Origin of the sequence: Yersinia aldovae 670-83, from assembly GCF_000834395.1 — a bacterium.
Taxonomy (GTDB): domain Bacteria; phylum Pseudomonadota; class Gammaproteobacteria; order Enterobacterales; family Enterobacteriaceae; genus Yersinia; species Yersinia aldovae.
Genome location: NZ_CP009781.1, coordinates 3,328,994 through 3,341,978, shown reverse-complemented (window position 1 = coordinate 3,341,978; position 12,985 = coordinate 3,328,994). Strand labels below are relative to the sequence as shown.

The window sequence follows — 12,985 nt, the reverse complement described above, 5'->3', positions numbered from 1 at the left end:
AAAACTTGCCGAAATGAAATCTTTGATATATAAAAACATAGAAGAGAAAAACCAATTCAAAATTACATAATAAAGTCGATTATTCACTCATATGAATCTTTATGATTTCATTGGTTTTATTCAGCGTTTGAATTACATGGAAACAGGATATAAATATTATGGGAGTTAAATACAAGATAGTTAAGTTTAATATTAATGAGTTTGGAATAGATATAGCATCACTTAGAAAAGCATTCTCATTTGAATTATTAGCATGGGATAACAATGATACTAAGTTATCTCAGTTAAGATTTTTGATGAGAAAATACCCTCAAGATAAACAGAGGATCCTGTCCGAGGCACAATATTATCTGGATGATATATCAGTACCTGAGTATATCGAAAAATGTATAACCGGTTTGTCCGAGAAAGAAAAAAAAGTATTCTATTCTTATCGGCCTTTTAGGAAACGAGGGATGAGCCGTTTTATTACAGAATGGGTTAATCATCAGTGGGAAGTAAATGTCATTGAGTTACCGGCACTGAGTTCTTTTACACAAGATGCTGATCATTCTACAGATTTAAGAAAACTTGTGCGCAGATTCCCACCAATGGATTCAGCAATAAGTCACTCCCCAGAACTAAAGCAACTTATCAAAAGACTGGTAGGCATAGTATGTGAATGTGAACCACACATAAAAGTGAGGAAAATTGGCGTAACCTGTCATCAGGTTTCATTAATTATTAGCCAGTTGGAAAGATTCGTCAGTAATTCACCCGAAGGTCTACATCAAGATGGAAGTGATTATATTGTGTCGGCACTCGTGATCGATAAATACAATATTGATGGCGGAGCCAGCAAGCTTTATTGTACGGAGAAAAAAGAATTTATTAAAACTCATATATTAGAATGTGGCGAAGGTTTACTTCATGTAGATAAAAACTCCACCATCTGGCATAAAGTAACACCTATAAAAATAAAAGAACCATCGTTAGGTGATGGCTATAGAAACATATTAGGATTTGATTTTAATTACATATGATAATAATAAATCCATATTGAAAAAATAAAAAATGAATATTAAAAATATGAAAAAAAACAAAAGATTACTTTATCATTACTTTTCTTCATTCATGGTATTGCATACGCCAGCCTGGTACCTTGGATTCCCTACATAAAAGAAAATTTAAATATGAGTAACTCTATGGTTGGCATGACAATATCGGCAATTCCAGCCGGAGCCATAATATTCGGGCTAATTTCTAGCAATATAATTAGTTTCCTTGGGCAGTTCTGGGCAACTAATATAACATTCATTCTATTTATTATTTGCATTTCCTTAATACCATTTGCATCATCGTGGTATGAAATAGCATTATTACTTTTTCTGTTTGGTATCTTTGATGCATGGACAGATACTTGTATGAATGTTCAAGCGCTTGATGTGCAGAAGACATGTGGACAGAGTTTAATCAACCGTTTTCATGGTGCAGAAAGTATCGGCACTATTCTTGGCGGTCTGGTTGCTGTCTCCGCAATCGGTTTCGGTCTGACAATGGGGCAATTTAGCACCACTATTTTCTTTATAAATATTAGTATATTAATGGGTTTTATATTTCTATTTCAAAGAAAGAATGAAAGAAACAATAATAGCATCCTGCATAAACGCGGATTGTTTATAGGTACCACAGGCTTACCACTCTACTGCCTCGCATTGGTGTTACTTGTATTCACATGTGGAATAGAGGAAACGGCGAGCATCTGGGGTGCAATATATATGAATGATTATTATCATGTTTCCCCTATCATTGCTGGCCTGCCTTATTTAGCATGTCAAGTAAGTATGGTCATTGGTAGAATGTCAGGTGACTATTTCACCAATAAATTTGGGGTTGTTAGTACAATAAAATATGGCATTATGATAGCAACGCTGGGCATATGGATAGTGATAAGTATTCACTCATCTACTTTTTCAATATTGGGCTTCTCACTGATAGGGTTAGGTATATCAGTGACTTTTCCATTGACCATTGCTTTTATTGGTCAGATTCCGAATTTAAACTCAGCTAATGGAGTTATGTTTGCAACCTGGATTTCACGCATCGGGCTACTTATTTCACCACCATTAATAGGAATGTTAGCTGATATAACATCACTACGTACTGCACTAATTTTAATATTAATTTGTTGTGTATTTATATATTTACTTATTAATATGATATCAAGAAAAATAATTTAATTAAACAAATAATATCAAGAGGTATAATATGAAAAAAATGAAGTGGGCTATTGTATCAGGAGATGGGCTCCCCACGAGTGGTCTACTAACCATATTTAGAAATGTGGCTGAGATGGCAATTAAAAATGGAACGATAATCAATAATATCCCAACAGACTTAGGATATTCATGGCGACCAGATAAAAAACATTTTTTCCCTAATGGTAGCCCGACATCTCATTATCCAGGCTGGATGAACGTCAACTCAATTAAGTCTGCCTGGCAAAATGATACCGACCATGAGAATAGATTGATGGATATCAAACACAAGGTTGCCAAGTATGACTCATTGAGTAAGAGTGAAATAGAAGATGTTAAAGAAGATATTATTGCAGTTGCTGATTTTTATGAATCATACTTTCTTAATTGGTTTGAAGAGAACGCTATTGATTGGGTCTTTGCTTTAAATATAACCATTTCCGATGCTGTCCCGGTGAGTCTGGCGCTTCATCGTGCAGCAAAGAAATTCTGGGGTAATAAAAATCATGGCGGGATCATTTTTTGGGATCATGATCTGTTTGGCAGTTATGGCATTTATGAGAGAAAAGAAAGGCTCTACCCGAAAGTGCCTAATACATTGACGCCAATACCACAGGAGAATCGCTATACTAAATGGATCGTTGCATCCGATATCTTAGCAAATGAAACCAAAAATTACCCCACTAAGCTTATCGCTAATATGATCCCGAATATATTACCTTCGATTGATATGTTGGACTTCAATGAAACCCATAGTTCTTTTTTGACGCAACACGGAATACCTGCTGGCTCCTCTATCGTACTTGTACCTGTAAGAGTATTTAGAGTGAAAGGGATAGAGATAGCTATCAATGTCTTTCATACACTACTAAATATCTACAAAGAAAAAGGGTTAAATACACCTAAACTACTTATTTTTGGTAATATGCATGAAGATCCTGAGTATGCTCACGAATTAAAAGAACAGGTGAAAAATCTTAACTTAGAAATGGATATCATATTTCTAGATGAGGTTCCATTAAAAACATATAAAAATGAAAGCAATCAATGGTGTTTAGATGAAATAGATCTACTCGTCATTTGCTATGCGTTATCCGGGGCGATTTTATTTACTCCAAGTGTCGAAAATGTCGAAAGTGTCGGTTTGGGGCCTGCGCTGGCAGCGATTGCCGGCCTGCCTTGCGCAGTCACCCAATATTCAGCATTTACCGAGTTCTATGGTGATGAATATCATCATATAAAAGTAACACCTGAATGCCCTACTGAAGCTGCACAGGAGCTATTTGAGTGGATGCGGCTTCATGCCCTGGGAGATGCGGAAATAAGAATGCTATTAGCTAATAATAAGTTATTTGTTCAATCAAAATTCCCCAAAGAACCTTGGCAGAATTTTATATGTAAGTTGCAATAAATATTTACACATCCCATAAATAACAATTTTTTAGTTACATATAAGTATTATCAGAGGGTACAAAAATGAATGTACTGAATAATAACACCACTAAGAAAATGAGCGAGTTACCTTCTCAGATTCATATTTTAATATTGGGGGGCGGCATGTCAGGTTTGGAGCTAGCCAAACATTTAGACTATAGGGATATTAACAATATTGTGGTGATGGAAGCTGGCCCAGCTGATGACTGTCGTCATATAAATGCGGGAGACGAATATCAACATGCCGATAAGTTATGGAAGAATGAAGAGACTGACAAGTTCGCTTACCGCTCATGGCATTCATTGACTGAACCCCATTTTTCAAACGGAAGCTGTATACGCCGCAGGCTGGGTGGCCGGTCACTCTATTGGCACGGCGTTATTCTGCCTATTGAAACAGAAATCCTTAAAGAGTGGCCCGTAAGCATTGCGCGTGACCTTGAAGAAAGCTGGTTAGGCGGCCCATCACTCTACACTCTTGTACAATCTGAAATATTAGCATGGGCAAAAAAAGACGATGAAAGTGATTACTCTTTCACACTTGCCAATTTAAATTTTAAAATAGCACCTCAAGTCGTCAAAGATATTGATTCAGCAGGTCGCTGGGAAGCCTACTCGCCATTATCCTATTGGAAAGAGGATAACCAGTTACACACAGATACCACATTTATTATTGGATATGAAGCTATAGCACTTATTATTAAAAATGGAGAATGCGTCGGGGTAAAGGTAAAGAATACACAATCAAATGAAGTTTTCCCGATATTTGCAGATATTTGTGTTCTGGCGTTAGGGACTATTGAGAATACACGTCTGGCGGCCCAAGCACTTTATGACACCGGCTACCTGGTAGAAAAAAGGCTCTATGGCCTTGTCGACCATATTGTACAAGGGTTTAATGTAACGCTTGAGTACGACAAAGTGCCTGAAATAATTATTCAGTTAATGAAAAATAAACCTAATACTATTTTCTACTGTGGCAGCCAATCTGGTGAGAGATTTAATCTATTCTTTATTGTCAGTTCCTCTGATGTTGGTATTGAACTGGAGGCTTGGCCTATGGGGGAACAGATCCCATCGGATAAAGGATATATTGCGCTAAACGCAGATGATGAAAATATGCCGTTACAGCTTGCGTGTAGCTTCACTCATATTGACAAGATATTAGTCCAACAAGAACAATACGAATTAAATGATTTCTGGCAGCACATATGCCTCAGTATGGGGATCACATTTTCGCCTTTAACTTTTGACGATGGGTTTACTGTACATGCCAGAACAATGAGCGATGTTTATAGTGAGTTTCATTCTCCATCAAGAATGGTGAACTATAATACCCCGGTGACATGGATAAGTCCTCTTGGTACCGAGAATCATGAAAGTAGTACACTCCCTCTGGGAGGGATATTGAATGATAATCAGGAATTTGTTCATATAAATAACTTATTTTCTGTTGGCCCGAGTACATTCCCACGGCCTGGAGCGGCTAACCCATCGTTAACAACACTCGCCTTATCTCGTCGACTTGCTTATATTCTGAATTAAGAACGTAATAGATTAATAAGGATATTAACTATGCAAAAACCTACTTATATTTTAGGTACTGCTTTATCACATGATGGTTCGACCAGCCTAATGAAAGATGGGCGAATTATAGTTTCGATAGAAAAAGAGAGACTTTCACGTATTAAACATGATGGTTTCAATGATAACGAAACCATTCAGTATTGCTTAGATACCGCTGACATTAAATATAGTGATCTTGCATTGATCGTTGAACAATGCTCTTATAATCCATTACTAAAAGAACAATTAGATTATCGAAAGAACAGAGTGTTACCGCCCCTGGTACCTATTATTACGCTATCACATCACTTAGCCCATGCTTACAGTGCTATAGGTACCTCGCCGTTTGATGAGATGGGCGTAGTGGTTATTGATGGACACGGCGATAGCTTCGATAATTGTCATGACATTACCGGTAATGTGTTGGCACCAAGCATCCACAACAATAACAGGTACCGTTACTGGGAGACATGTAGTTATTATATTTTTCAAAATGGTCAGTTAAAACCGATATTGAAAGACTTTTCCCGATGGGTTAACCATAAAAATAGAGATGATTATCCCGCATCAACCTGGGAAATAGAGAACTCGATTGGCGAGTTTTATGAAGGTATCGCGTTGTATATTTTTGGCGAACTGGACTGTGCTGGCAAGTTGATGGGGCTAGCCCCCTATGGAAGACCCCATATTATTGATTGGCAACCTTTCTTTTTCGATGCTGGTAGAGTGATCCTGCGTAATGACTGGTGGGCAAATATTGATCCACTGCGGGATGCCCGCCATGTAAAATTTAAAGATAACTTTCAATATTATTCAGATTTAGCTTATTGGGCACAAACCAAGCTTGAACAAGCCCTTATTTACCTCTTTAATTATTATTATCAGCTTCACCCAATGAAGGATTTTGCTTATGTGGGAGGTGTCGCATTGAATGCCACGGCAAATGAAAAACTCCTCAAAGAGTGTGAGTTTGATAACCTCTACATTCAACCCGCAGCGGGTGACAATGGGCTGTCTATCGGTTGTTGCTACTATGGTTGGTTGGAGGTGCTAAAAAAAGAAAGAGTAAAACATAATGGTTCAACCTATTTTGGCAAAGTCTATGATGATATTTTGATTATCGAAGAATTGGAGAAAAATAGCGATAAGATTGAGTTTACTTACTATGACGATATCGAAATGGTAGCGGCTAAATCAATTGCTCAGGGTAATGTTATTGCCTGGTTCCAAGGAGCGTCAGAATTTGGTCCGCGAGCTTTAGGGAATAGAAGCATTCTGGCTGATCCTCGTCGTCAGCAAATGAAAGATCACATTAATGCTAATGTTAAATATCGTGAAGATTTTCGGCCTTTTGCTCCCGCCGTTTTGTATGAAAAAGCATATGACTATTTCGATTTAAATCATGATAGTGATTACATGTTATTTATTGCTCCCGTAAAAGAGCAATTCCGCGCGGAGCTTCCAGCCGTTGTTCATATCGATGGTACCGCGAGAGTACAAACAGTTAAAAAAGATATCAATAAGAAATTCCATAAACTGATCATGGCCTTTGACCATGAGACATCAATACCTATTCTGTTAAATACATCATTAAACACCAAAGGTATGCCGATAGTCGAAACCCCCAGTGATGCGATCCATTTATTTCTGAGTTGCGGTTTAGACTTGCTTTTCATCAATAATTATAAAATTACCAAGAAAGAAATAAACTGAGAAACACAAACAGATGGTCTAATAAAAAATTCTGAGAGGTCTTATGAGAGATAAAATAATACCTGACAATACTAAAAAAAACCTGAAGATTGCCATTATTCATTTAGCAGCAGAAGGGGTTAAAATTTTTGCCGGTGGTGTAGGCTCCTATATAAGAGGTCAAATTCAGACGTTACCCGAAATCATTCATTTTTTATTTGATAATGATATTATTCTTGAACCTCACTTTATTGAGATTTCTTACAGTAAAGAGAATCCTTACTTTGATTCTGAGGGTTATTCTCACTATATGAATCAGATTAATATGATGGGTGGCACATATTCTGCCGTCCCCGATATGACATTAGGTAAAGGAGCAAAATGCTCCTGGCCGCATGGCGACATTTTTCTTGGCAATTTGCAAAACTGGCAAATATCATCCGCAGCCAGTGCCGCAAGAGTTATCGATCTGAGCAAAAACTATGACATTACCCTCGCCTTCTGCCATGAACTGCCCTTCTCATTAGTGCCGTTAATTACCAGCCTCCATACTTCTATTGAGAAGAGTAATTTGAAAGTCATCTATATTTCTCATGGCACCGCGTTTAATCATGAAATGCCGTTACCTAACCCCGACCGCCTTATGGCTGAATCATTACCGATTCACTGGGCCAAGATTGATCCCAATATTAAACTCGGCACCATAAGCCACTTTCTGGCTCATCATTTAATGACACAATACGGTGCAGATCCAAATACATTTATCCCCGTTCCTGCTGGTGTAAATATTAATGACCCTTGGTTTAGAATTCGCAGTGATCAAGAAATCAGTAGCATGTTGTCCTTTCACGGTATTCCATTAGAACAACCGTTAGCAATCACTCTTGGCCGGGGAGCCAGCTATAAACGCCATGATCTGTTACTCAAAGCGGCAAGCTATCTGGGCGGGGTAATCCACCCGGTTATTATCAGCGAACCTGCAATACCAGAGTTAAACGCATTAACGCGTCAGCTAAATATTAAGGCATCGATTATACATTCGTTCGATAGAGAACTGATGGCATGTCTTATTCAGTGGCGTAATACTCGTGTTTGTGTGCTCTCTGCTGAAAATGAACCTAATGGGTTGATTCCTATGGAGTCACGTTGGCTGGCAAGGCAACAAGGTGCATTGTTGATCGTCGCAGATTCAGGCGGGCTAGCTGAACAAGTCAATCACGGTATTGATGGATTCTTACATATACCTGGGGATCCGGCTGATCTGGCTGCCATTATTAATGAGGTAAATCAACTGACTCACAATGAAATCGTTAAAATACGGCAGGCGGGGGCGACGTTAATCAAAGAGCATTATCAATGGAGAAACCAGATTCTGTCTCCACTTGGCGCTTTAATTCCTAAGATAGCAGCCCTTATTTAACGCCGGGCTGCTCATTTAAGCCGTCTGTCTATTTAGTTAGATAAGTCATTAGTGCAAATATAGCGTACCTATTGCGGTATCTATCACAGCTATTTGCCCATTGTGACTGGCTTCCAAACAGCCTGTGGCATTGACCAACATCGGGATATCCAATGCCTTGGCCAGAATGGCGCTATGAGACAGAATATGCCCCTGACTCAGGCAGATTGCTTTAATCTGCTGTGAAGATAACCCTACCATCTGTGAAGGAAATAACTCTTGCGCCAGTAATATGATGTCGCTGCTGAGAGAAAGCGGAACAGATGGTAATCCGGTCAAATGGCCCAGCGTGCGGTTGAGAATATCGCGAATATCCAGTTCGCGAACTCGCAGATACTCATCATCTAGCGCCAGATAATCGGCCACCATCGCCATCAGTTCATCTTGCAAAGCAGATTCTGCGCAGATGAGCTGACGCTGGATGCGTTCAGCTATCGATTGATGCAATTCTTCATCATCAGTCAACATCATATGAGCGCTGAAAATAGCTGCGGCTTCGGCCCCCATCTGTTGCTCAGCCTTTTCTGCCAATCGCTGTAAGTCAGCGAGCGTTTGGGCCACGGCCTGCCGTAAACGCTGTTGCTCTTCAGGCACCTGTCCTGGGCTAATTGCTCGCGGCAAAAAGACCGGAATAGCCGGTAACCACTGCAATACCGGCGCGCTAATCTTCCCACGGGGCACCATCACCCCAGAAAATCCGCTATCACTGACATTATTGACTGATTCACCGAAATGTTGTTGAGCCAATTGCATAAAAGCATCCAGCGCTTCACCGGCTTGCTGACCGCTGGCGAGCAAACGGATGGTATCGCCTTTGCGAACCTGCAAAATGGCTAACTGATTGAGACTGCGCGGATTAATGCATTGACCATTTTTTTCCAACAATAAATCTGCGGCGAACGGTGACAAAACCTCAACCAGTTTAGCCGCAGGCCGTACATGTAACCCATTCGGATTACGCACCACCCAACTGACACTTTGTGCATCAGGAGCGACTTTAGTCACCACATGACTGGCAGGAACGGGGGCATCCTCACCGAGCTGACTGGCTTTTGCCATCAGTGCGCCCATCGCTTCAGCACGTACCTCCGCCAGAGAAGCGCCGGATGAGGCGGCCACCACTGCGGCCAGCGTCCCTTCGACCAGCGGAGCCGCACACAGTTGTACGTTCTGCGCCATGTCGGGGTCCAATAGCTCCAAGGCGGTTTCAGCACTGAGTAATGCACTGCCTAAATCCATCAATACCAGAACACCGGATGGACAATAAACCGATTCAATGGATGCCATCACTTTGATGGCATCCGTGCCAATAGGATGATCCACATCGTCCACACCGGCGGCAACCGCGAGCTGGCAGCCCCCTTGTGTCATTTGCTGTGCCAGTTCAGCCACACCCTGAGCCAGCAGCGCGCTATGAGAAACTACAACGAGATTGACCATCTTCACTCCTGATATTCTTTCCTGTTCGGCCAGATTAGTGGCTGACAACCTGCCACAACGCCTGCATCATCAGCATTGCCGATGTCGCCCCTGGATCCTGATGGCCAATACTGCGCTCACCCAGATAACTGGCTCGGCCTTTACGGGCCTGCATGGTAATGGTTCCTGCCAGTGCCTGCTGCGCACGTTCTACTGTTTGCTGCAACGCCTCGTTCAGCGGTACATTTTGCGTGGTTGCCAGCTCAAGTTGTGCAACCACGGCCCACCATACATCGCACATGGTTTTATCACCGGGTTCAGCCTTGCCGCGCATCACCACCCCCTCCACGCCGTCTTTAAACATCTGACAGACTGCGGCCAGATCCAGACTTTGTTTAGCATTGGTACTTTGTGCCGCGCGAATGAAGAACGTGCCAAACAGTGGCCCGCTGGCCCCACCGACACTGGATAGCAAGGTCATACCGGTGTTTTTCAGGATGAAACCAATATCTTTGTCGGCGAATGTCGGTAACTTCTCGACCACCTTATTAAAGCCACGATTCATATTCAGGCCGTGGTCGCCATCACCGATTTCAGTATCCAACTGCGTCAGGAAATCCCGCTGCTCGCTGAAAACTTCAGCACAGAGCTGTAACCAACTGACAATTTGCTGTTTGGTGAGTCCCATGATCTTCTCCGGTTTTATTATTTTTTAAACAACGCAGGGGTACTGACTGGCGCATCCCACAATTTCAGCAGTTCATCATCCACTTTCAATACTGTGATAGACATGCCTTGCATATCCAGCGAGGTGCAATAAGAACCAATCAGTTTACGTTCAACTATCAAACCAAATTCAGCGCAACGGGCAGCCAGACAATGCCAAACACCGTACAGTTCAGAAAGTGGGGTTGCGCCTAAATTGTTGACTAAAACAATCACTCGATCGCCCTTCGTCAGTGGCTGCTTACTTTGACGTAGCTCGCGCCAGTCGCCAATTTGTCGATCCCAATGACGCAAAGTGCGTTCATAATGACCGTGATCGATCAGCGTCTGGAACATGGCCTCAACCGTGTTATCCAGCGAGGTAAATGACCGACGCTCAATACCCGGTTCACCATGAATACCCACGCCGAATTCCATCTCATTCTCAGCCAAAGTAAACGACGGCTTACCCGCCGCAGGCACCGTACAAGCCCCCAGTGCGATACCAATTGAGTGCCCTTGATTGTTAATTTTCTGCCCAAGCGCTACACATTGATCCAGTGAATCACCACGCACCGCAGCAGCACCCAGTAACTTCTCAATCAATACGGTATTCGCCACTCCGCGCCGCCCGGCAGTATATAAGCTATCTTTTACGGCAACATCATCATCGATCACCAATGTCGCTACTGCCGTACCACCGGCATGGAGCAACTCGGCGGCAGTCTCAAAATTAAGAATGTCACCGGTGTAATTCTTGATAAGCATTAGCACGCCCTGCCCGCCGTCAATGGCCTGACCGCACTCATACATTTGATCTGGGGTTGGCGAGGTAAAAATCTCGCCAGGGCAAGCGCCGTCCAGCATACCTTCACCGATAAAACCGCAATGCATCGGCTCGTGACCACTGCCACCACCGGACATTAGCGCCACCTTCCCCTTCACCGGCGCATCCGCTCGGGTGATAAAAAGCGGCTCCTGATGCAATACCAGCTCAGAATGGGCCTCAACCAGCCCCTGAATTTGTTCCTGTAAAACACGTTCAACGCTGTTAATTAACTTTTTCATCTTGGCTCCGAGAACGGGAATAGCTGACCAACAGAGCTGCCGATAATGAATGCATCGGCAGGCTCAATCGGTTGTCTGTTAAATCGATTAGTTTAGAAACGCCTGACCCAAGCGGTCTGCCACGATAATAGCGGCGTAAACGCTATCTGCTGTAACCTTAAACGGCATGTTGTGGATGGTTTCACCCTCAGCACAACTCGCTTGTGCTACTGCACGGATTTTACGTTCGAGATCTTGCGTGACCCCCATCTCCGCCAATGTGATCGGTAAACCCAATTGCTGGCAGAATGAGAGCACCGTTTCAATCTCTTCCATGCTGCTATTTTGCAGTACAAGCTGTGTCAGAGTGCCGAATGCCACTTTCTCGCCGTGATACAGATGATGACACTCTTCCAGTACGGTAAAACCGTTATGAATCGCATGAGCGGCAGCCAGGCCACTACTTTCGAATCCAATACCACTTAGATAAGTATTAGCTTCAATGATACGTTCCACTGCCTCGGTAACGACCCCTGCCTCCACCGCCAGTTTAGCTTTGTAGCCCTCTGCCAGCAGCGTTTCGTAACACAAGCGCGCCAGCGTGATAGCTGCCAATGTTGATGCTCCCCCCGCCATACTGATAGCTTTGGCATCAAAACAGGCTTGAGCTTCAAAGTAAGTCGATAGCGCATCCCCCATCCCCGCCACCAATAAACGTACCGGCGCTTTAGCGATGATTGTGGTATCCATCAGTACGATATCGGGGTTTTTCGGGTAAATCAGGTATTCGGCGAACTCGCCCTGTTCAGTATAAATCACCGACAATGCGCTGGTCGGCGCATCAGTAGAGGCGATAGTTGGCACCACAACAACCGGTATATGTTGATAGTGAGCAATTGCTTTGGCGGTATCGAGTGTTTTACCACCACCAATACCGATCACACCATTACAACCGTATTTCTTCAGCTCAACCGTTAGGCGCTCAATTTCCTGGCGTGAACATTCCCCATTAAAACGGCTGAAATGGCTTTTCAATTCACAGGTTTGCAGGCTGGTACCTACTGTGTCGGCAGTCAGCTTCATAACGAAATCATCAGCAATAATAAAATAGTTATTTGCCAGTAACTTAGCAAACTCACCGATAGATTGTAGCGCGTTAGCACCTTGAATATATTTGGACGGAGATTGAATGACTTTCAGCATATCTTGCTCCTGTAGCGTAAGAGATAACGTAAGAGTGAATAGTTTTTAGGATTAATTTAGTGAAACTGGAACCACTATAAGCGCAAAAAACAGACTGAGAACGAGCAGCAAAAACGTTTCATAATGGAACATAGATATCCAATAAACGTTCCATAATGGAACGTCATGATGATGATAAAGCTACGCTAAGAGAGGTGGCGCACAGTTTGTTTTCGGGAAGATC

At 42.4% G+C, this 12,985-nt stretch carries 10 protein-coding genes; 6 read left to right on the top strand and 4 right to left on the bottom strand.

The window, feature by feature from the left end:
- Positions 1-158: 158 nt before the first annotated feature.
- The 6 genes from AT01_RS15115 (at position 159) to AT01_RS15090 (ending at position 8,349) form a co-directional block, all read left to right on the top strand.
- Positions 159-1,022, top strand: a complete 864-nt coding sequence (locus tag AT01_RS15115; RefSeq protein WP_042547718.1) for a 2OG-Fe dioxygenase family protein — start codon at positions 159-161, stop codon at positions 1,020-1,022.
- A gap of 96 nt (positions 1,023-1,118) precedes the next feature.
- Complete coding sequence (locus AT01_RS15110) at positions 1,119-2,219, top strand: MFS transporter (RefSeq protein WP_235427307.1); 1,101 nt, start codon at positions 1,119-1,121, stop codon at positions 2,217-2,219.
- Between the two features lie 28 nt (positions 2,220-2,247).
- Positions 2,248-3,648, top strand: a complete 1,401-nt coding sequence (locus AT01_RS15105) for a glycosyltransferase (protein WP_042547716.1) — start codon at positions 2,248-2,250, stop codon at positions 3,646-3,648.
- A 65-nt stretch (positions 3,649-3,713) separates the two neighbouring features.
- Positions 3,714-5,216: a GMC oxidoreductase gene (locus AT01_RS15100; protein WP_042547715.1), complete on the top strand. Its 1,503-nt coding sequence runs from the start codon at positions 3,714-3,716 to the stop codon at positions 5,214-5,216.
- 30 nt (positions 5,217-5,246) lie between these two features.
- A complete protein-coding gene (locus AT01_RS15095; RefSeq protein WP_042547714.1) occupies positions 5,247-6,950 on the top strand; it encodes a carbamoyltransferase family protein in 1,704 nt (567 codons plus the stop codon).
- A gap of 43 nt (positions 6,951-6,993) precedes the next feature.
- Positions 6,994-8,349 carry a glycosyltransferase family 4 protein gene (locus tag AT01_RS15090; RefSeq protein ID WP_042547713.1) on the top strand — a complete coding sequence of 452 codons (1,356 nt, stop codon included), beginning with the start codon at positions 6,994-6,996 and terminating at the stop codon, positions 8,347-8,349.
- 48 nt (positions 8,350-8,397) lie between these two features.
- Here AT01_RS15090 and dhaM read toward each other — a convergent pair whose 3' ends face one another.
- From dhaM to AT01_RS15070, 4 genes are all read right to left on the bottom strand, one after another.
- A complete protein-coding gene (gene dhaM, locus AT01_RS15085; RefSeq protein WP_042547712.1) occupies positions 8,398-9,828 on the bottom strand; it encodes a dihydroxyacetone kinase phosphoryl donor subunit DhaM in 1,431 nt (476 codons plus the stop codon).
- 34 nt (positions 9,829-9,862) lie between these two features.
- On the bottom strand, positions 9,863-10,495 hold the full coding sequence (dhaL, locus tag AT01_RS15080) for a dihydroxyacetone kinase subunit DhaL (protein WP_042547711.1): 633 nt from the start codon (positions 10,493-10,495) through the stop codon (positions 9,863-9,865).
- Between the two features lie 17 nt (positions 10,496-10,512).
- Complete coding sequence (gene dhaK, locus AT01_RS15075; RefSeq protein WP_042547710.1) at positions 10,513-11,580, bottom strand: dihydroxyacetone kinase subunit DhaK; 1,068 nt, start codon at positions 11,578-11,580, stop codon at positions 10,513-10,515.
- Positions 11,581-11,667: 87 nt separating this feature from the next.
- Positions 11,668-12,762, bottom strand: coding sequence for a glycerol dehydrogenase (locus AT01_RS15070; RefSeq protein ID WP_042547709.1), 1,095 nt, complete (start codon positions 12,760-12,762; stop codon positions 11,668-11,670).
- Between the last annotated feature and the right edge of the window lie 223 nt (positions 12,763-12,985).